Origin of the sequence: Luteococcus sp. H91, assembly GCF_038433135.1 — a bacterium.
In the GTDB taxonomy this organism is placed as follows: domain Bacteria; phylum Actinomycetota; class Actinomycetes; order Propionibacteriales; family Propionibacteriaceae; genus Luteococcus.
Genome location: NZ_JBCDMV010000004.1, coordinates 34,828 through 55,695, shown reverse-complemented (window position 1 = coordinate 55,695; position 20,868 = coordinate 34,828). Strand labels below are relative to the sequence as shown.

The 20,868-nt window shown below is 68.3% G+C and carries 18 protein-coding genes; 17 read left to right on the top strand and 1 reads right to left on the bottom strand.

Going from position 1 to position 20,868, the window contains the following annotated elements; translation table 11 throughout:
• Nucleotides 1–2 precede the first annotated feature (2 nt).
• The 17 genes from smc to AAEX57_RS03325 all read left to right on the top strand — a co-directional run bounded on the left by smc (nt 3) and on the right by AAEX57_RS03325 (nt 19,497).
• Nucleotides 3–3,557 (top strand): chromosome segregation protein SMC, encoded by a 3,555-nt coding sequence (smc, locus tag AAEX57_RS03405; protein WP_342091159.1) that lies wholly within the window; start codon nt 3–5, stop codon nt 3,555–3,557.
• A 138-nt stretch (nt 3,558–3,695) separates the two neighbouring features.
• Nucleotides 3,696–3,914, top strand: coding sequence for a hypothetical protein (locus tag AAEX57_RS03400; RefSeq protein ID WP_342091160.1), 219 nt, complete (start codon nt 3,696–3,698; stop codon nt 3,912–3,914).
• A gap of 32 nt (nt 3,915–3,946) precedes the next feature.
• Nucleotides 3,947–5,050, top strand: a complete 1,104-nt coding sequence (gene ftsY / locus AAEX57_RS03395; RefSeq protein WP_446721080.1) for a signal recognition particle-docking protein FtsY — start codon at nt 3,947–3,949, stop codon at nt 5,048–5,050.
• Between the two features lie 96 nt (nt 5,051–5,146).
• Nucleotides 5,147–6,508: a sn-glycerol-1-phosphate dehydrogenase gene (locus tag AAEX57_RS03390; protein WP_342091161.1), complete on the top strand. Its 1,362-nt coding sequence runs from the start codon at nt 5,147–5,149 to the stop codon at nt 6,506–6,508.
• A 174-nt stretch (nt 6,509–6,682) separates the two neighbouring features.
• Nucleotides 6,683–7,741: a glycosyltransferase family 2 protein gene (locus AAEX57_RS03385; protein WP_342091162.1), complete on the top strand. Its 1,059-nt coding sequence runs from the start codon at nt 6,683–6,685 to the stop codon at nt 7,739–7,741.
• Entirely contained in the window at nt 7,738–8,121 is a 384-nt protein-coding gene (locus tag AAEX57_RS03380; RefSeq protein WP_342091163.1) for an EamA family transporter, read from the top strand. Before AAEX57_RS03385 ends, AAEX57_RS03380 begins: the two co-directional genes overlap by 4 nt.
• A gap of 1 nt (nt 8,122) precedes the next feature.
• The gene (locus AAEX57_RS03375; RefSeq protein ID WP_342091164.1) at nt 8,123–8,452 is read left to right on the top strand and encodes an EamA family transporter; all 330 of its coding nucleotides are present in this window, start codon (nt 8,123–8,125) and stop codon (nt 8,450–8,452) included.
• Nucleotides 8,452–10,317, top strand: a complete 1,866-nt coding sequence (locus AAEX57_RS03370; protein ID WP_342091165.1) for a DUF6020 family protein — start codon at nt 8,452–8,454, stop codon at nt 10,315–10,317. Before AAEX57_RS03375 ends, AAEX57_RS03370 begins: the two co-directional genes overlap by 1 nt.
• 79 nt (nt 10,318–10,396) lie before the next feature.
• Nucleotides 10,397–11,995 carry a signal recognition particle protein gene (gene ffh / locus AAEX57_RS03365; protein ID WP_342091166.1) on the top strand — a complete coding sequence of 533 codons (1,599 nt, stop codon included), beginning with the start codon at nt 10,397–10,399 and terminating at the stop codon, nt 11,993–11,995.
• A gap of 151 nt (nt 11,996–12,146) precedes the next feature.
• Nucleotides 12,147–13,331: an amidohydrolase family protein gene (locus tag AAEX57_RS03360; protein ID WP_342091167.1), complete on the top strand. Its 1,185-nt coding sequence runs from the start codon at nt 12,147–12,149 to the stop codon at nt 13,329–13,331.
• Between the two features lie 354 nt (nt 13,332–13,685).
• A complete protein-coding gene (gene rpsP / locus AAEX57_RS03355) occupies nt 13,686–14,231 on the top strand; it encodes a 30S ribosomal protein S16 (protein ID WP_342091168.1) in 546 nt (181 codons plus the stop codon).
• 2 nt (nt 14,232–14,233) lie between these two features.
• On the top strand, nt 14,234–14,497 hold the full coding sequence (locus tag AAEX57_RS03350; protein WP_342091169.1) for an RNA-binding protein: 264 nt from the start codon (nt 14,234–14,236) through the stop codon (nt 14,495–14,497).
• Nucleotides 14,498–14,597: 100 nt separating this feature from the next.
• Entirely contained in the window at nt 14,598–15,134 is a 537-nt protein-coding gene (gene rimM, locus AAEX57_RS03345) for a ribosome maturation factor RimM (protein WP_342091170.1), read from the top strand.
• Nucleotides 15,134–15,838, top strand: a complete 705-nt coding sequence (gene trmD, locus AAEX57_RS03340) for a tRNA (guanosine(37)-N1)-methyltransferase TrmD (RefSeq protein WP_342091171.1) — start codon at nt 15,134–15,136, stop codon at nt 15,836–15,838. Before rimM ends, trmD begins: the two co-directional genes overlap by 1 nt.
• Before the next feature lie 196 nt (nt 15,839–16,034).
• Nucleotides 16,035–16,700 (top strand): succinate dehydrogenase cytochrome b subunit, encoded by a 666-nt coding sequence (locus AAEX57_RS03335; protein ID WP_342091172.1) that lies wholly within the window; start codon nt 16,035–16,037, stop codon nt 16,698–16,700.
• On the top strand, nt 16,697–18,751 hold the full coding sequence (locus tag AAEX57_RS03330; RefSeq protein ID WP_342091173.1) for a fumarate reductase/succinate dehydrogenase flavoprotein subunit: 2,055 nt from the start codon (nt 16,697–16,699) through the stop codon (nt 18,749–18,751). The genes AAEX57_RS03335 and AAEX57_RS03330 overlap by 4 nt, the downstream gene beginning before the upstream one ends.
• Complete coding sequence (locus AAEX57_RS03325; protein WP_342091174.1) at nt 18,748–19,497, top strand: succinate dehydrogenase/fumarate reductase iron-sulfur subunit; 750 nt, start codon at nt 18,748–18,750, stop codon at nt 19,495–19,497. The genes AAEX57_RS03330 and AAEX57_RS03325 overlap by 4 nt, the downstream gene beginning before the upstream one ends.
• 148 nt (nt 19,498–19,645) lie before the next feature.
• Here the strand turns inward: AAEX57_RS03325 and AAEX57_RS03320 are convergent, their stop codons facing one another.
• The gene (locus AAEX57_RS03320; protein WP_342091175.1) at nt 19,646–20,776 is read right to left on the bottom strand and encodes a hypothetical protein; all 1,131 of its coding nucleotides are present in this window, start codon (nt 20,774–20,776) and stop codon (nt 19,646–19,648) included.
• Between the last annotated feature and the right edge of the window lie 92 nt (nt 20,777–20,868).

The following is a 20,868-nucleotide window of genomic DNA, read 5'->3' as shown; positions in this document are numbered from 1 at the left end:
GGGTGTACCTCAAGAGCCTCACGCTGCGTGGCTTCAAGTCCTTCGCGTCCGCGACGACGCTGAACTTCGAGCCCGGTATCACCTGCGTCGTGGGGCCCAACGGCTCGGGCAAGTCCAATGTGGTGGACGCCCTGAGCTGGGTGATGGGCGAGCAGGGGGCCAAGAGCCTGCGCGGCGGCAAGATGGAGGACGTCATCTTTGCCGGCACATCCGGTCGATCTCCTCTGGGCCGGGCCGAGGTGGTGCTCACCATCGACAACACCGACGGCGCCCTGCCGATCGAGTACACGGAAGTCACCATCAGCCGCACCATGTTCCGCAATGGCGGCAGCGAGTACGCCATCAACGGCCAGCACGCCCGGCTGCTGGATGTGCAGGAACTGCTGAGTGATTCCGGCATCGGCCGGGAGATGCACGTCATCGTCGGGCAGGGGCAGCTGGACACCATCCTGCAGGCCACCCCGGAGATCCGTCGCGGCTTCATCGAGGAGGCGGCCGGCGTCCTCAAGCACCGCAAGCGCAAGGAGAAGGCGCTGCGCAAGCTGGAATCGATGCAGGGCAACCTGGACCGGGTCAATGACCTGGTGGCGGAGATCCGGCGCCAGCTCAAGCCGCTGGGACGCCAGGCCGAGGTGGCTCGCAAGGCCGCCCTGATCCAGGCCGAACTGCGCGACGCCAAGGCGCGGCTGCTGGCCGACGACCTGACCCAGGCCACCCTGGCTTTGGAGACCGACCTGGCCGACGAGAAGGCGCTCAACGAGGCCCGGCAGAAGGCCGAGGCCCGGCTGGAGGCCGCCCGGGAGAACGAGTTGGCCGCCGAACTGGTGGTGGCCGAGGCCCAGCCACGGCTCAGCCGGGCGCAGGACACCTGGTACGGGCTGGCGGCGCTGCGTGAACGGGTCACCACCACCCAGCAGATCGCCGCCGAGCGGATGCGGCATGCCGACGCCCAACCCGAGCTGGGCCGTCCCGGGCGGGATCCGGAACAGCTGGAACGCGAGGCCACCGACGCCCGTGACCAGGAGAACGAACTGCGTGCCGAGGTGGATGCTCTGGCCGCGAAACTGGCCGACGCCCAGCTGCGGCGCACCGCGGCGGAGAAGGCCCACGCCGAGGCCGACCAGGCACACGCCGCGGCCCTGCGCGCCATCGCTGACCGACGTGAGGGACTGGCCCGGCTGACCGGGCAGGTGAACTCGCTGAAGTCCCGGCTGGGTGCCGCCAGCGAACAGGCCGAACGGCTGGCCACCCAACGTGATGAGGCACTGGCTCGCGCCGACCAGGCTGCTGCCGAGCTGGCCACCGCACAGCGACGCGCCGACGAGCACCAGGGCGGCGGCGACGAGTTGGTGGCCGCCCAGCAGCGCGCCACCGAGAAGGTCTCCGAGTTGGGCTCCGCCATCCAGGAGCTGCGCCGCAGCGAACAACAGGCCCGGCAGGATCGGGCCGGTCTGGCCGCTCGGATCGATGCCCTGGAGATGGGGTTGGACCGCACCGATGCCCCGGCCGCGCTGCTGGCCGCCCGCGACCAGCTCGAGGGGGTGCTCGGCCAGCTGACCGAGCTGATCAGCGTCGAGGCCGGCTGGGAGACCGCTGTCGCCGCCGCGCTGGGCAGCGCCACCGAGGCGATCGCGCTCAACTCCCTGGAGGCCGCCACCGCCGCCGTCGAACACCTCAAGACCGGCGAACTTGGCCGGGCCGGGCTGCTGCTGGAGGGCGCCAGCCGTTCCGGCGTCTCCGAGATCCCCGACGGCCACCGCGGCGCGCTGGAGGTGATCAGCGTCGCCGAACCGCTGCAAGCCGCCCTGGAACGACTACTGGGCCACGTCGCGCTGGCCGAGGATGCCGCCGCGGCCGTCGCGCTGGTGGCCCAGAATCCGGATCTTGCGGCCGTGACCCGCGACGGTGACGTCTATTCCTCCTGGTTGGTCACCGGCGGCTCGGCCTCCAGCTCGTCGCTGCTGGAGATCCAGGCCGCGGTGGACAAGGCCCGCAGTGACCTGGACGATGCCGAGGCGGTGATCGCCGATCTGGAGCGCCGGATCAAGGCCGAGAGCCTGCTGCTGGAGAAGGCCAATGCCGAACGCCAAGCGGCCCGCGCGGCGGTCAAGGAATCCGAGAAGCAGCAAGGTGACCTGGCCCGGCAGGTGAGCGTGCTGGCCCAGGCCGAGCGATCGGCCCGCGCCGAGGCCGATCGGCTGGAGCAGTCGATCACGGCCGCCCAGTCCACCAGGGTCAAGGACGAGGCCCAGTTGGCCGAGCTGGAGGCCCGGCTGGCCAACGCCTCTGCGGAAGGTGATCTGGCCGAGCCCGACTCCAGTGAGCGTGACCGGCACGCCGATGAGGCCCGCCGGGCCCGCACCGACGAGATGGACGCCCGGCTGGCGTTGCGCACCGCCGAGGAACGCGTCCGGGCGCTGGCCGGCCGGGCCGACTCGCTGCGCCGTGCCGCCCTGGCCGAACGACAGGCCCGGGAGAAAGCGGCGGCCCGCGCCGCCCAGCTGCGCCGCGAGGCCGAGGCCGCCACCGCGGTGCACACCGCCGCCGGTTGGCTGCTGCAGCAGGTGGATGCCAGTCGGGCGCTGGCCACCAGGGAACGCAATGACGCCGAGGCCGCCCGGGTTGCCGCAGAGGGCGCCCTGGGCGTCGCCCGTCGCGAGACCCGGGATCTGGCCAAGGAGCTGGAGAAGCTGGTGGAGGGGGCTCATCGCGACGAGATGGCCCGGATCGAGGTCCGGATGCGGATCGAGTCGCTGGCCGAGCGCGCGATGAGCGAGCTGGGCATCGAGGCCAAGATCCTGATGGAGGAGTATGGCCCCGACCTGTTCGTGCCGGTGCTCACCCGCCCCGACGGCAGCGCCCTGACCGAAGAGGACGAGACCCCCGATCCGATCCCCTTCGTGCGCGAGCAACAGGCCAAGCGGCTGCGTACTGCCGAGCGCAACCTGCAGGTGCTGGGCCGGGTGAACCCCCTTGCCCTGGAGGAGTTCGACGCGATGCAGGAGCGGCACGCCTTCCTGGCGGAGCAACTGGAGGACCTGCGTCAGACCCGCAAGGACCTGCTGGAGATCGTCGACGAGGTGGACAAGCGGGTGGAGGAGGTCTTCGCCGCCGCCTATGCCGACGTCGAGCGCACCTTCAACGAGGTCTTCCCGCGGCTCTTCCCCGGCGGTGAGGGCCGGCTGGTGCTCACCGAACCCGGCCAGTGGCTCACCACCGGCGTCGACGTGGAGGCACGCCCGGCAGGCAAGAAGGTCAAGCGGCTCTCGCTGCTCTCCGGCGGCGAACGCTCCCTGGTGGCGGTGGCCTTCCTGGTCAGCCTGTTCATCGCCCGCCCCAGCCCCTTCTACATCCTGGACGAGGTGGAGGCGGCGCTGGACGACGCCAACCTGGGCCGGCTGCTGGGTATCTACGAGCAGCTGCGGGAGAACTCCCAGCTGCTGGTGATCACCCACCAGAAGCGCACCATGGAGATCGCCGATGCGCTCTACGGCGTCACCATGCGCGGCGACGGCGTCTCCACGGTGATCAGCCAGCGGCTGCACCACGACGAATGATCCGCCGGGTCGGTTGACCCAACGGCTGAGTCTTTGCTGTGTGTTCACCCAGTGGTCAGCGAGACCCGGACTGACCGGTTACCGTTACGCGGCAGAATTGAGGCACACTCCCCGTTGGATCCCCTGGAAAGCAGTAGCGTGACCGCATTTCTCATCTCCCTGGTCCTCATTCTCCTGGTCAGCCTGGCCGTCGTGGCCGTCGTCGTGGTCGGCATGAAGGGGGCCCTGCGGGAACGGGCGCCCAAGCTGCACGAGGGGCTGGCGGAAACCGCCAGGCACATGAACGGCGAGGGTGAGGCTCCACAGATGCTGGTTGACCTGCTGCCGCAGCAGTTGGTGGCCTCGCCCAAGCACTGAGGCGTCCCGCCACGGTTGGCTAGGATGCCGACGTGGACCAAATCTTCTGGTGGATCATCGGCGGCGTCATCGCCTGCCTGCTCATTGCAACCGTCGTCATCTGGACGGGCAACCGGCGTGCCGTGCCCCCGGCCGAGCGGACTCCCGAGGTCACGCCCCCGACGGGCACCGACCTGGAGCCGGTGGAGCCCGAGACCGGCGTCGAGGTCCCCGAGGCGGCCGGTTCCCGCCTGGCCCGGCTGCGTCGACGGCTGGCCGGCAGCAACAATGCCCTGGCTCGGGGCCTGGCGGATCTGCTGGCCCGCGACCGGCTGGACGAGGACACCTGGGATGACTTCGAGGCGACGCTGATCAGCTCTGATCTGGGCGTTGGCCCCACCACCGAACTGGTGGGCACCCTGCGCAAGGAACTGGCGATCGACGGTGTGAATGACCCGGCGCGGGCAGCCACCGTCCTGCGACGCGAACTGGTCAGGCTGGTGGATCCGACCATGGATCGTTCGCTGAACCTCAACCGCGCCGACAACAAGCCCGCCGTCGTGATGGTGGTGGGCGTCAACGGCACCGGCAAGACCACCACCTGCGGGAAGTTGGCCCGGGTGTTGGTGGCCGAGAACAAGACCGTGCTGCTGGGTGCCGCCGACACCTTCCGGGCCGCCGCTGCCGAACAGCTGACCACCTGGGGCTCCCGGGTGGGCGTCGAGACCGTGCGTGGTGAGGAGGGCGCCGACCCCGCGTCGGTGGCCTACCGCGCCGTGGAGCAGGGCATCGCCGACGGCGTCGACGTGGTGCTGATCGACACCGCCGGCCGGCTGCACACCAAGACCGGCCTGATGGACCAGCTGGGCAAGGTGAAGCGAGTGATCGAGAAGATCGCCCCGGTCACCGAGGTGCTGCTGGTGCTGGATGCCACCACCGGCCAGAACGGCCTGACCCAGGCCAGGATCTTCCGCGAGGTGGTGGACTGCACCGGTCTGGTGCTGACCAAGCTGGACGGCTCCGCCAAGGGCGGCATCGTGGTGCAGGTGCAGCGCGAACTGGGGGTTCCGGTGAAGCTGATCGGGTTGGGCGAAGGCGTCGACGACCTGGCGCCCTTTGAGGCCGAGGGCTTCGTGAACGGCCTGATGGGGGAGTGAGCCGCCGCCCGCGCCCGCATGCCCCAGTTCACATCAAAGATGTGAAATTCGCGACCACCTCTGTGAAATCGGAGGGGATCGCGGCATGATGGAGCCATGACTTCAGCGTTGATCAGCCAGGCCCTGGAAACGGCCACCGACACCAAGAGCATCGTCACCGGGCGAGGTGTCGTGGCCCAGACCGGTCAGGTCTTCCGGGACTGTTTCGGTGCCGCCCGGGCGATCCTGGTCGCCGACGAGAACACCTGGGCGGTGGCCGGCAAGCAGGTCCGGGAGAGCCTGACCCGGGTCGGGGCGGAGCTGGAGGAGCCGTACGTCTTCCCCGGTACTCCCACGCTCTACGCCGGCTACGAGAACGTCGAGACCCTGCGGGAGGTGCTGCGCGGCGTCGACGCCGTCGCCGTCTCCATTGCGTCGGGCACGCTGAATGACGTGACCAAGCTGGCCTCCGGCGAACTCGGCCGGCCCTACCTCAATGTCTGCACCGCCGCCAGCATGGACGGCTACGCCGCCTTCGGTGCCTCCATCACCCGCGACGGCTTCAAGATCACCCGCAACTGCCCGGCGCCGGCCGCGCTGGTGGCGGATCTGGACATCATGGGCACCGCGCCGCAGCGGCTGACTGCCACCGGCTTCGGAGACCTGATCGAGAAGGTTCCCGGGGGTGCCGACTGGCTGCTGGCCGACGAGCTGGGCATCGAGGCCGTGGACGACTATGTCTGGGGTCTGGTGCAGGGCAATCTGCGCGGCGCGCTGGCCAATCCGACCGGTTGTGCCGCGGGTGAGCCGGAGGCGATCGACGCCCTGGCCGAGGGACTGCTGATGAGCGGCCTGGCGATGCAGGCCCATCAGTCCTCGCGACCGGCCTCCGGCGCCGGTCACAACTTCAGCCACCAGTGGGAGATGGAGGGCCACGGGCTCGACTGGGAACCCCCGCTCAGCCACGGAAACAAGGTGGGCCTGGGCACCGTCGCTGTCTGCGCCCTGTACGAGCAGGTGCTGACGCTGGACGTCGCCGGGCTCGACGTCGATGCGGCGGTGGCGGCCTGGCCGGATCCGCAGGCCAATGACCAGCGGGTGGCCGCGCTGCAGCCGATCGAGGCGATCCGGGAGGCGGCGCTGGGCCAGTCCCGCGCCAAGTACGTAGCCCCTGACCAGATTCGCGAGCGGATCGAGCTGGTCAAGGCCCACTGGTCGGCGATCATCGAGCGCATCACTCCGCAGCTGGTCACCGCCGACGAGGCCGCACTGATGCTCAAGCAGGTGGGGGCCCCCTACCACCCGTCGATGATCGGGATCGACCAGCAGAAGCTGCGACTCACCTACTACCAGGCCCAGACCATCCGCAGCCGTTACACCATCCTGGACACGCTGCAGGAGCTCGGGCTGCTGCACCAGGTGGTCGACGCTCTGTTCGCCCCCGGCGGTTACTGGCACCGGCATCCGACGGCGGAGTGACCGCAGCTGTGCAACCGGGCCGGGATCTGGTCGGCCCGGTTGCGAGCGTGGCGACGCGCGAGGCGCGGCCGCGGGCGACCGACGAGCGAGTAGCATTCTTGCGTTGAACAACGACGCCGGCGCGTCCACCCACCCGGGGAGCCGCTGCTCGTCATGCTCGTGAAGGGGACCGCAATGGCACGAACCGCTGTGCTCATTCCTTGTTTCAATGAGGAAGTGACGGTGGAGAAGGTGGTCCGGGACTACCGAGCGGCGCTGCCGGGTGCCGACGTCTATGTCTACGACAACAACTCCACGGACCGGACGCCGCAGATCGTCGCCGCCCTGGCCGCAGCCGATCCCCAGGTGCACCTTCGGCACGAGCACCGGCAGGGCAAGGGCAATGTGATCCACGCCATGTTCCGCGACATCGACGCGGACTGCTACGTGATGATCGACGGCGACGACACCTACCCCAGCGAATTCGCGCCGCGGATGGTCGAGCTGGTGCTCACCGGCCAGGCGGACATGGTGATCGGGGACCGGTTGTCCACCACCTATGCGGATGAGAACAAACGGCCCTTCCACAGCCTGGGCAACAGCATGGTCCGAGGGTTGATCAACCGGCTCTTCCGGGCCAACATCCGAGACATCATGACCGGCTACCGGGCGTTCAACCGCTCCTTCGTCAAGGGTTTCCCGGTGCTCTCCCGCGGTTTCGAGATCGAGACCGAGATGTCCATCCACGCCGTGGACAAGAACTATCGCGTGGTGGAAGTGCCGATCAACTACCGCGACCGCCCGGAGGGCTCGGACTCCAAGCTGAACACCTATTCCGACGGCCTCTTGGTGCTGCGCACCATCTTCCGGTTGTTCAAGGACTACCGCCCCCTGGCCTTCTTCGGCGCCATCGCGGCGCTGCTCGGGCTCGCGGCGCTGACCATGTTCCTCCCCGTCTTCCTGGAATACCTGGACACCCACACCGTGCCGCGTTTCCCGACGCTGATCGTCTCCACCGCCTTCGCGATCGGCTCCGCCCTGTCCTGGAGCGTCGGCGTGATCCTGGACGTCGAGGTGAAGAAGCACCGCCAGCTCTATGAGGTGATCACCAACTACCACGAGCACCTGGCCCGGTTGGCCACCGCGCAGCTGGAGCAGCCGCGGGAGGCGGACCCGCCGCCCAGCTCGGTGCCCGCCTCCGGGTCGGTACCCCCGCCCAGCGCGATGCCGCCGGCCCCCGGAATCGCGTCGTGACGCAGCCCACGACACGGCCCGAGGCACCGCCCGCCGGGGCAGCTCACACCGAGGCGCTGGGGGTGCTGCTGATGATCGCCTCGTCGGTCTTCGCCTGCATCGGGCAATTGCTGTGGAAACTGGGCGCCGCGGGCAACCTGGCCCAGATCGGGGTCGGGTTCGTGCTGTACGCCGTGGGGGCGGTGCTGATGCTGGTGGCCTACCGCTACGGGGAATTGTCCGTGCTGCAACCCATCCTGGGGCTGTCCTATGCGCTCAGCCTGGTGCTGGGCGCGTGGTGGCTGCACGAGCAGGTCTCACCCGGGCGGCTGCTGGGCGTGGTCGCGGTGATCGTCGGCGTCGCTCTGGTGGCCCGTGGCCAGACCCGGACGGAGGGCTGAGATGCTGCTGGGCTTCGCCGTGATCGGCATGACGGTGCTGGGTGCCGTCGCCAGCCTGATGCTGAAACTCGCCTCCGGCAACCTGCGTGTGGCCCACTTGCTGACCGACTGGCATTTCTACGCCGGTGGGCTGGGCTACCTGTCCGCGGCCCTGGTCAACATCTGGGTCCTGCGTCACCTCGAGCTGTCGGTGGTGCTGCCGTTGACCGCCCTCACCTATGTCTGGACCCTGCTGATCGCCCGGGTCTTCCTGGGTGAGTCCCTCACCTGGCGCAAGCTGGCCGGGGTGGGCCTGATCCTGCTGGGCGTCCTGCTGATTGCGACCACCTGATGCTCAGTTCACTTCCCTTGCGTCGGGTGGCCTTCGCCCTGCTCGGGGCGCTCCCGGTGGCGCTGCTCTACTACCTGTTCAATCGTCCCCGGCCGGGCGTGGTCTCCGACGTGATCGGCCCGCTGCACCCGCTGCTGGTCTGGCTGGTGCTGGCCCTGGGCGCGCTGCTGGCTTCCCAGGTACGCGGCTGGCTGGCCCGGGCGACGGCGGTGCTGTGCGCCGTGGTGATGGCGTTGGCCCGGCTGGTCGGGGCCCACTTCACTCCCGGGGTGCATCCGCCCTTCGAACGGATCGGGTGGTCCTGGTTGCCGGAGCTGCTCGTTGACCTGGCGGTGATGTCAAGCCTGGCGACGCTGGCACTGACCTTGCTGGCCGAGCCCCGCCGGGCGTTGCGCTGCCGGGCCCGAGTGATGCGTCGGCAGCTGCTGGGCGGGCTGGGCGCCGCGCTGGTGATGGTGCTCGCCTGGACCCCCTACCTGTTGATGTACTTCCCCGGCATCCTGGTGCGGGATTCGTGGACCTCCCTGCGTTTCTCGACCGGCGAGTACCCCCTGGGCAACCACCACCCGGTGCTGTTCAACCTGTGGGTGCGTCAGTGTCAGCACTTCTCCCGCTGGGCGGGTGGGGGAGTGACGCTCGGCGTGGCCATCTTCTCGGTGATCCAGGCCGTCGTGCTGGCCGTGGGGCTGGCCGTGGTGGTGGTGTGGCTGGGGCGCCGGCTGGGACGCTGGCCCGCGGCCCTGGGCCTGCTGCTGTTCGCGCTGTCCCCGCAGATCGCGATGTGGTCGATCACCATGCAGAAGGACACGCTGTTCGTGCTGTGGACCACGCTGCTGACGGTGCTGTTGGTGGAGGCCGCGCACCGGGGCCTGGCCTGGTTGGTGCGGCCCTGGCCGCTCGTCGGCGTGGTCTACCTGCTGCTGGCCATCGCGTTCTCGCGCAACAACGGCCCCTACGTCAGCCTGGTGCTGGTGGTGCTGCTGGTGCTGACGGTGCTGCCCCGGCTGGTCACCCCGCTGCACGACGGTTGGCGCTGGTGGCGGCTTCCGCTGGCCGGGATCCTGGCGTTGACCACCATCTTCATGGTGCAGGGCCCGGGCTACCGCGCCGCGGGCGTGGTGCCGGGGCAGTATGCCGAAACCGTCGGCCTGCCGCTGCAGCAGGTCTCGTGGGCGATGGTCTTCGGCGAGGTCACTCCCGAGCAGGAGGGGATGATGGCCAATCTGTTGCCCGTTCACGAGCTGCGCTCCTCCTTCGGCCCCACGATCGTGGACAGCGTGAAGTTCCACCCCAATTTCAATCCGGAGTGGCTCAACCACCATCCCGATGAATTCCTGCATCTGTGGCAGTCGGTGCTGCCGGCCAACAAGCTGAGCTATGCCTGTGCCTGGTATGGCCTGTCCGGGGGATATTTGGACCCCGGCCGGCTGCTGGTCCGGGCCGATGCCGGCAATTCCAAGGGTTCCGGGCCGGTGCACATCGAGGGGGAGGATCTGCTGGGTCCCCTGCTGGGGGCGGAGGATGCGCGGGGTGTCACCAACCGGACGATCAACCGGGTGATGGCCTATCCGCTGGTGAACCTGGCCTTCAGCATGCCGCTGGTCTTCTGGCTGAGCGCACTGGCCGCCCTGTCGGCCCTGCTCTCGCGACGGCTGTCCTGGGTGCTGCCCTTCGCCCCCTACCTGCTGGTGGTGGGCACCCTGCTGGTGGCCGCCCCGGTCACCGATTTCCGCTACGTGGCGGCCGGTCATGTCGGGCTGCCGGTGCTGCTCGCGGCGGCCTGGATCAGCCGTCCCGTGCGGCCGGTGGCCCCGGGTACGACGTCGGATCTGGAGCCCGCCGGCTCCGGCGAAGATGATGCCTGAGGCCACGGCAAGTATTGTTGGTGCGATGGCTGCGCACCCGACGGGTTGGCGCGGCACCCGCTGACGCGAAGGACAACCAGTGTTCGACACTCTTTCCGACCGCCTTGCCACCACCTTCAAGGGGCTGCGCGGCAAGGGCAGGCTGACCGAGGCCGACATCGACGCGACCGCGCGCGAGATCCGGATCGCCCTGCTCGAGGCCGACGTGAACCTCGCGGTGGTGAAGGAATTCGTCGCCAACCTCAAGGACCGCTGCCGCAGCGAGGAGGTCTCCGGCGCCCTCAACCCCACCCAGCAGATCATCAAGATCGTCAACGAGGAATTGGTCAACATCCTCGGTGGCGAGGATCGCACCATCCGCTACGCCAAGACCTCGCCGACGGTGATCATGCTGGCCGGTCTGCAGGGTGCCGGCAAGACCACCCTGGCCGGTAAGCTGGCGATGTGGCTGAAGGGCGAGGGCCATTCGCCGCTGCTGGTCGCCGCCGACCTGCAGCGACCCAATGCCGTCAACCAGCTGCAGATCGTCGGCCAGCGCGCCGGGGCGCATGTCTTCGCCCCCGAGCCCGGCAACGGCATTGGCGATCCGGTCGCGGTGGCCCGCGCCTCCATCCTGGAGGCCCAACGCAAGCTCTACGACGTGGTGATCGTCGACACCGCCGGTCGCCTGGGCATCGACGCGGAACTGATGCAGCAGGCCGCCGACATCAAGGCCGCCGTCACCCCCGACGAGACGCTCTTCGTCGTCGACGCGATGATCGGCCAGGACGCGGTGAACACCGCGCTGGCCTTCGAGGAGGGCGTCGGCTTCGACGGCGTCGTGCTCACCAAGCTCGACGGCGACGCCCGTGGCGGTGCGGCGCTGTCCATCGCCCGGGTGATCGGCAAGCCGATCATGTTCGCCTCCAATGGCGAGGGCCTCAAGGACTTCGACGTCTTCCACCCAGACCGGATGGCCAGCCGGATCCTGGACATGGGCGACATGCTCACCCTGATCGAGCAGGCCGAGAAGCACTTCGACCAGGAGCAGAGCCGCAAGGCCGCCGAGAAGCTGATGTCCGGCAAGGGCAACGAATTCGGCCTGGGCGACTTCCTGGCCCAGATGCAGCAGCTGCGCAAGATGGGCCCGATGAGCAAGATCTTCGGGATGCTGCCCGGCATGGGTCAGATGAAGGACCAGATCGCCAACATCGACGAGAAGGAGATCGACCGGATCGAGGCGATCATCTACTCGATGACCCCCGCCGAACGCGACGACGTCTCCATCCTCAATGGCTCCCGGCGCGCCCGGATCGCCAAGGGCGCGGGCGTGCAGGTCAGCGACGTGAACAACCTGGTCAACCGCTTCGTCGAGGCCCGCAAGATGATGCAGTCGATGGCCGGGATGATGGGCGGCAAGGGTGGCATGCCCGGCATGGGCGGCGGCCGAAAGCAGACCAAGAGCCAGGGCAAGAAGGCCAAGAAGGGCCAGAAGGTCTCCGGCAACCCCGCCAAGCGCGCCGCGGCGGCCCAGGCCAAGCCCACCGCCGGAGACATCGTCGACGCGGGTGCGGCCTTCGGCGTCGGCGCCGGGGCGCAGCCCACCGAGGCCGAGATGGCCGCCGCGATGGAGAACTTCCAGCTGCCGCCCGAGATGCAGAAGATGTTCAACCAGCAGAACATGGGCCCGCGCGGCTGATTGCCGAGGCGGGTGGGACGGGCCTTGGGATGGGGCGGCTGGTGGCCAGCAGGACGCAACACGGTCCCCGAGCCTGTTGAGGGGCAGGTCCCGCGTACCGCAGGGTGCGCGGGGTCTTCTGTATTGCGGCGCGGTCGTGCAGGATGAGGCCATGAGCGGCCACCATGAACACGCGTCCATGCCCAGCCCGATCCACACCCACACGCACGACGGGCACACCCACACCCACATCGGGGAGCAGGTGGTGCCCGACGGGCCCGAGGTGCGGTTGCACCTGAGCGGCGTGCTGCTGCCGTCGGGGGAGAAGACGGATCTGTGGGTGCACGACGGGGTGGTCACCTTCGAGCGGGTCGAGGATGCGATCACCGTGGCCACCGACTGTTGGATCATGCCCGGGCTGGTGGATGCCCACTGCCACATCGGGCTGGACGCCAATGGCGCCATTCCCGCCGATCAGGCCGAACAGCAGGCCATCACCGAACGTGATGCCGGCACCCTGCTGGTGCGCGATGCCGGCAGCCCGTCGGACACCCGCTGGATCGACGACCGTGAGGACCTGCCGGAGGTGATCCGGGCCGGCCGGCACATCGCCCGCCCCAAGCGTTACATCCGCAACTATGCCGACGAGGTGGAGCCGGAAGACCTGGTGGACACCGTCGAGAAGCAGGCCCGGGGTGGTGATGGCTGGGTGAAGCTGGTCGGCGACTGGATCGACCGGGAGAAGGGTGACCTGGCGCCGTTGTGGCCGGTGGAGGTGGCCCGCGAGGCGATCGAGCGGGCGCACGAGGTGGGTGCCCGGGTGACTGCGCACTGCTTCGGTGAGGAATCCGTCGCGGAACTGGTCGAGGCCGGGATCGACGGCATCGAGCACGGCACCGGCATGACCGAGGACGTGATCGACCAGATGGCCGATCGCCAGGTGGCGCTGGTGCCCACCATGGTCAACCTGGAGACCTTCCCGGAGATCGCCGCCAGTGGCGAGGCCAAGTTCCCGATCTATGCCGCCCACATGCGGGATCTGCACGCCCGACGGCTGGACACCCTGCGCAAGGCTCATGAGGCGGGGGTGCCGATCTACGCCGGCACCGACGCCGGGGGCGTGCTGCCGCACGGCATCCTGGGGCAGGAGATCGAGCTGCTGGGCGAGATCGGCGGCCCGGAGTTCGCGCTCGGCGCGGCCTCCTGGAGGGCCCGCGACTGGCTGGGCCGCCCCTGTCTGGAAGAGGGCGCCCGGGCAGACCTGGTGGTCTTCGCCGAAGACCCCCGGGTCAACCTCGGGATCACCCGCCATCCAGTGCTGGTGGTGCTGCGCGGCCGGATCGTCAAGCAGGCCTGATCACAGCCTGACCAGCCGCACCACCCCGGCCTGGAAGCGTGCCTTGGCGGCGGCCGGGTCCCAGCGGGTCGGCCGCCCAACCTGCGCCGGTTGCCTGGAGTAGGCAGCGGGGAACAACCCGGTGGGACGGGCAGGCGTCGGCTGGGCGACGAGGGCGGTCCCCGACTTTGCCGACTGGCTCCGACGTCCCCGATCTGGCAGAATGTGTCGAGCGTCTGTGTCGTTGGCGCCCTCTAACCCCGGCGACGCGGATTCATCCGACCCCACGAAGGCATGCCCCACATGTCATCCGACGGGTCACCCGCCTGGCACCGGGGCAGTTCCCGGGCCATTCCCAACAGGAGAACCACACACGTGGCAACCAAGATTCGTCTGAAGCGTCTCGGCAAGATTCGCTCGCCGCACTACCGCATCGTCGTCATCGACTCGCGCGCCAAGCGCGACGGCAAGGCGATCGAGGAGATCGGCCAGTACCACCCGAAGAATGACCCGTCGGTCATCAAGGTCGATTCCGAGCGCGTGCAGTACTGGCTCGGCGTGGGCGCCCAGCCCACCGAGGCCGTCGTCGCGATCCTGAAGCGCACCGGTGACTGGCAGCAGTTCTCCGGCGACACGAGCCCCTCGGGTGTCGATCCGCAGCCGGAGAAGGCCGACAAGCTGGCCCGCTTCAACGCTGCGCTGGCCGAGGCTGATGATGCCCCGAAGTCCGAGGCCATCAGCAAGAAGAAGTCGAAGGCCGACGAGGCCACCGACGAGACCGAGGCTCCCGCCGAGACCGAGGCTCCCGCCCAGGAGGAGGCTCCCGCCCAGGAGGAGGCTCCCGCCCAGGAGGAGGCTCCCGCCCAGGAGGCCAAGGCTGACGAGGCCAAGGCCGACGAGGCTCCCGCCGAAGAGGCCTGAGCATGCTCGCGGACGCCCTCGAACACCTGGTGCGCGGCATCGTCACGAATCCTGACGACGTCGTCGTCAAGGACAAGGACCTGCGCCGCGGCCGGATGCTCGAGGTCAGGGTCAACCCCACCGACATCGGCAAGGTCATCGGCCGTCAGGGTCGCACCGCCTCGGCGCTGCGCACCGTGATCGCTGCCCTGGCCGGTCGTGAGCAGGTGCGGGTGGACTTCGTCGACGTGGATCGTCGTGGCGGCAGCCGCGGCTTCCGTCGCTGAAATCCCGGCCCGCAGCAAGCATCAGCAGTACAGCGCCGAGCGCCTCGCACCATCCGGTGCGGGGCGTTCGGCTTCTTACACCAGCAAGGAAAGCAGACAGATGGCAGAGCAGGTTGAGGTGGTGGTCGGCAGCATCGGCCGTGCCCACGGGATCCGGGGCGACGTGGCGATCGACGTGCGCACCGACGAGCCGGAGCGACGCTTCGCCCCCGGCGAGGTGCTGCGGGCGGAGGGTACCCGCCGCACCCTGACCGTCGAATCGGCGCGCTGGCATTCCGGTCGGCTGTTGGTGCACTTCGTCGAACTGCATGACCGCACGGCCGTCGAAGAAGCCCGCGGCACCGTCCTGGTGGTCGACGTCGACCCCACCGAGCTTCCCGAGGACGAGGACGAGTACTACGACCGCCAGCTCGTCGGCCTGATGGCGTTGCGCGCCGACGGGACCGAGGCCGGCCGGGTCAGTCAGGTGGTGCACCTGCCGGCGCAGGACCTACTGGCGATCCACACCGAGGCGGGGGAGCGGTTGGTGCCCTTCGTCAGCGAGCTGGTGCCCACCGTCGACCTCGCCGCCGGAACCGTGCACCTGGCCGACATGCCGGGGTTGCTGGACGACGAGGGTGCCGAGGTGGCGCAGTGATGCGGATCGACGTCGTCTCGATCTTCCCCGACTATTTTGCCCCGCTGCAGCTTTCGCTGGTGGGCAAGGCCATCGACAAGGGCCTGTTGCAGGTGGGCGTGCACGACCTGCGGCAGTGGACCCACGACCGGCACAACACCGTCGACGACACCCCCTACGGAGGCGGTGCCGGAATGGTGATGAAGCCCGAGCCCTGGGGGGAGTGCTTCGACGCACTGCTGGAGGGCCTCGCCGAGCCGCCGACCCTGGTGGTGCCCACCCCGTCCGGGATGCCCTTCAGCCAGCCGATCGCCTATGAGCTGAGCGAGGCGTCGCACCTGGTCTTCGCCTGTGGGCGCTACGAGGGCATCGACCGGCGGGTGATGGAACACGCCGCCACCCGGATGCCGGTGCGCGAGCTGAGCCTGGGGGACTATGTGCTCAATGGTGGCGAGGTGGCCACCTTGGCAATGGTCGAGGCCATTGTCCGCCTCATTCCGGGGGTGATTGGAAATCCGGAGTCATTGACCGAGGAATCCCACTCCGAGGGGCAGGACAATCTGCTGGAATACCCCGTCTACACCAAGCCTCCGGTGTGGCGTGGGCTGGAGGTTCCCGAGATCCTGTTCAGCGGCCACCACGCCCGGATTGCCGCCTGGCGACGGGAGCAGGCCGTCGGACTGACCCGTCGTCGTCGGCCCGATCTCCTGCCTCAAGACGCTTGAATTACGGCCCAAAAGGGTTTCATAAATGGGGGTAGTTGCGGGTCTTCGCCCAAGTCACCGTGGGATTGGTAACAAATCCGAGATTTTCGGCCGACATATGGCACCCCGGGTCCCACTCTCCATCTGGATTGTCTAGGGTGAGCCTGTGGCGACAACTCTTACCAACCATCAGAGAGCAGCCCGATCCACAGTTGCGATGAAGGCCCTCATGGCCGTCACCGGTCTGTGTCTGATCGGCTTCTTGCTCATGCACATGTTCGGCAACACCAAGTTGCTGCTTCCCGACAACGGCGCCGAGTTCAACGAGTACTCGCACTACCTGCGCCGCTTCCTGTACCCGATCGTGCCCCCCCTGTGGTTCCTGTGGGCCTTCCGGCTCTTCCTGCTGGCCTGCATCGTGCTGCACATGTGGTCGGCCGCCAAGCTGACCGGCCGCAAGAGCAAGAATGTCGGCGGCGCCCGGTATGCCAACAAGAAGAACATGGAGAGCTCCTTCGCGGCTCGCACCATGATCTGGAGTGGCATCATCCTGGTGCTCGGCCTGGTCATGCACCTGCTGCACTACACCGCCGAGGTCCTGACTCCCGGCTACCCGAGCGGCACCTCGTCGCTGCCGCCCTTCGGGCGCGTCGTGGCCGGCTTCGGTCAGTGGTGGGTCGTGCTGGCCTACCTGGTCTTCATGATCGCGGTGTGCACGCACATCTACCACGGCTGCGCGAGCGCCTTCATCACCCTCGGCGCCAATGTCAGCGCCGGGTCCCGCAAGCTGCTGAAGACCCTCTCGGGGATCATTGCCGGCCTGCTGTTCATCGGCTTCATGATTCCGCCGGTGATGATTCTGACTGGAGTGATTGGACGATGAGCGAGAACCAGTTCAACGGAGCCACCGCGGCGCCCGCTCGGGCCGCCGTCGAGGTGGACGCGGCCGACTACTGGGTCGTCGGTGAGGAGATCGAGGACACCAAGGCCCCCAAGGACCTGCCGATCGACAAGATCTGGGAGACCCGCAAGTTCACGGCGAAGCTGGTCAACCCGGCCAACCGCCGCAAGCTGAAGGTCATCATCGTGGGTACCGGTCTGGCCGGCGGCGCCGCTGCCGCCACGCTGGGCGAGGCCGGCTACCACGTCGAGAACTTCTGCTACCAGGACAGCCCGCGACGTGCGCACTCGATTGCCGCCCAGGGCGGCATCAACGCGGCGAAGAACTACCGCAATGACAACGACTCGGTCTACCGGCTGTTCTACGACACCGTGAAGGGCGGCGACTACCGCGCCCGCGAGACCAATGTCTACCGCCTGGCCGAGGTCAGCAAGAACATCATCGACCAGTGCGTCGCCCAGGGCGTTCCCTTCGCTCGTGAGTACGGCGGCCTGCTGGACACGCGCTCCTTCGGGGGCGTGCAGGTGCAGCGCACCTTCTACGCTCGCGGCCAGACCGGGCAGCAGCTGCTGATCGGTGCCTACCAGGCCTTGGAGCGCCAGGTGGCCGCCGGCACGGTGAAGATGCACACCCGGCACGAGATGATCGAGCTGATCGTGCACGAGGGCATTGCCCGCGGCATCGTCACGCGTGACATGGTGACCGGCAAGATCGAGGCCTGGACCGCCGACGCGGTTGTGCTCGCCACCGGCGGCTACGGCAACGTCTTCTTCCTGTCCACCAATGCCATGGGCTGCAATGTGACCGCCGGCTGGCGGGCGCACCGCAAGGGCGCCTACTTCGCCAACCCGTGCTACACGCAGATCCACCCGACCTGCATCCCGGTGCACGGCGAGTCGCAGTCCAAGCTGACCCTGATGTCGGAGTCGCTGCGCAATGACGGTCGCATCTGGGTTCCCAAGAATGCGGCCGACTGCGACAAGGATCCCCGCCAGATTCCCGAGGAGGCGCGCGACTACTACCTGGAGCGCATCTACCCGGCCTTCGGCAACCTGGTTCCGCGTGACATCGCGTCGCGTCAGGCGAAGAACATGTGCGACGAGGGCCGCGGCGTCGGCCCGGCCGTCAAGGAGATCGATCCGGACACCGGCCAGGAGCGGATGGTTCGCCGTGGCGTCTACTTGGACTTCTCGGATGCCATCAACCGCATGGGCCAGAAGACCGTCGAGGCCAAGTACGGCAACCTGTTCGACATGTACAAGCAGATCACCGCGGAGAATCCCTACGAGACTCCGATGCGGATCTACCCGGCCGTGCACTACACCATGGGTGGCGTGTGGGTCGACTACGACCTGATGACCTCCATCACCGGTCTGTACTGCACGGGCGAGGCCAACTTCTCCGACCACGGCGCCAACCGCCTCGGTGCCTCGGCGCTGATGCAGGGCTTGTCGGACGGCTACTTCGTGCTGCCGAACACCATCAACGACTACCTGGCCGATGCCACCAAGCACGGCCGCATCGAGAATGACCACCCGGCCGTCCAGGCCGCGGTCAAGGAAGCCACCGACCGCATCAACACCCTGTTGAGCATCAACGGTTCCCGCACGGTCGACTCCATCCACAAGGAACTGGGTCTGATCATGTGGGAGTACTGCGGCATGGATCGTCGTGAGGAGGGCCTCAAGACTGCGATCGCCAAGATCCGCGAGCTGAAGAAGGTCTTCTGGAGCGACGTGAAGGTCACCGGCGTCAACGAGGACTTCAACCAGACCCTCGAGCGCGCCGGCCGTCTGGCCGACTTCCTGGAACTCGGTGAGCTGATGTGCATCGACGCCCTGCACCGTCGCGAATCCTGCGGTGGACACTTCCGTGGCGAGAGCCAGACGGAAGAGGGCGAGGCGCTGCGCCACGACGACCAGTACGCCTATGTGGCGGCCTGGGAGTTCGGCGGCGATGGCGGCAAGCCGATCCTGCGCAAGGAACCCCTGGTCTACAAGGCGATCGAGCTCAAGCAGAGGAGCTACAAGTGAAGGTCACACTCCGAATCTGGCGTCAGGCGAATGCCAACGCCAAGGGCCAGATGGTCACCTACCCGCTGGACGGCGTCTCCGAGGACATGTCCTTCCTGGAGATGCTCGACCTCCTCAACGAGGAGCTCACCGTCAAGGGCGAGGAGCCGGTCGCGTTCGACCACGACTGCCGTGAGGGCATCTGTGGCATGTGTGGTGTCGTGATCAACGGCATCGCGCACGGCGGCCAGCACACCACCACCTGCCAGCTGCACATGCGGTCCTTCGCCGACGGCGCCGTGATCGACATCGAGCCCTGGAAGGCCGGGGCCTTCCCGGTCATCAAGGACCTCGTCGTCGACCGCAATGCCTTCGACCGGATCATCCAGGCCGGTGGCTACATCTCGGTGAACACCGGTGCGGCTCCGGATGCCCATGCCACCCCCGCGCCCAAGCGCGAGGCTGACAAGGCCTTCGACAATGCCACCTGCATCGGCTGCGGCGCCTGCGTCGCCGCCTGCCCCAATGGCTCCGCGATGTTGTTCACCTCGGCGAAGATCACCCACCTTGCGATGCTTCCGCAGGGCCAGCCCGAGCGGTACAGCCGCGTCAAGGGCATGGTGGCGCAGCACGACGAGGAGGGCTTCGGCGGCTGCACCAACATCGGCGAGTGTGCCCAGGTCTGCCCGAAGGGCATTCCGCTGGAGAGCATCAGCCAGCTGAACCGCGACCTGATCAAGTCGCTGTTCAAGGGCGACGGCAAGTGAGCTGAGTTCGTCAACACGACGAGGCGCCGACCGGGGGACCGGTTGGCGCCTCGTGCGTTGTAGGGGATGATGTCGATCGTGCCGGCCGGAGGGCCGCAACCACGACGGCCGGCAGGCCGACCACGATGGCCGAGCCTGGCGAGGCCTTCTAGGGCAGCAGCTTGTCGGCCCAGCTCTGGGCGTGCGCGATACCCGGGTAGACGGCCCCCACGGGGCCTCCCGCGGAGGTGTCCCAGTTGTTGTCGTCGGTGCCCTGCACGGTGTAGACCACCCACTCCAGCCGGTTGCCGGCCTGGATGATGGTGGCCTCCTCGAAGACGCCGGTGTCACCGCCCTCCACACCATGAGAGACCTGCCGGAAACTCGCGCCGTCCACCGGATCGATCACCTGCCCGGCCTTGCCGGCCAACGGAATCGGGTGGGCCTGTGTCTGCTTGGCCCCGGGCTTGCCGGCCGCCTGCAGCCGGGCCGCGCAGCCGGTGTACCAGCCGCGCAGGATCTTGCGGGCCGCCACGGCCTGCTCCGGGGTGTCATAGCCGAAGGCCACCGCGTAGGCCGTGACGGCGCCGTCGCCGGAAGTGAAGTGCCTGACCAGCAGGTTCTTCTGGGACAGATCCTTGATGTCCACCTGGCACAGGCTGAACGACTCCTGGGGCAGCTCGGTCGTCTCGACGTCCTGGGTGAGGGCACTCTGGCCCGTGCGCGCGAGTTCACTCGCCGTCGGCAGATCGTCCCAAGTGGGGGCTGCCACGCTGGCGGGGATGGAAGAGGCGGCCGGCGGGGGTGCGGAGGCGGGGGCGCTGGCGGAACTCGTCCCTGACCCGGTGGGGGTGCTCGATGCGGTGGCCGTCGTCGTCACCGTCGTCGTGGCGGTGGGCACTGCGGTGCTGGCCGGAAGGGAAGTGCTCGGGGCGCTGGGTTGGGTGCTGCTGGCCGACGGCTGGGGGGCCGACGTGGCCGGCGGTGTGCTTACGCTCGGTCGGCTGGTGGGCAGCTGCACCCGGGATGTGGCCGGGCTGGGTGTGCCGGCGGGATCGACCGACGGGTGGCCGCGCAGTGCGCCGCCGCCCAGGCTGAAGGCCGATGCCGCGGCCAGCAGACCGATGCCCAGCGTGCCGGCGGCAATTCCGGTGTGCCGGCGGGTCCGGCGCTGCTCTCCTCGTCGGCGGATCTCGGCCGGGGTGGGGGCCGTCAGCAGCTCGTCGGTCTCCTGGGTGAGTTCTCGAAAGAGCGCGTCGGCGCGCGCGTCGAAGTCGTCGCGGGGTGGCCTGGCAGTCATGGCGCACCTCCTGTCCCTGTGATCATCGCCAAGGATCCTGCCTGTGGGGAAACGTGCTCGCAGGCCTGATCGTCATGTCTACGCACGGGGGG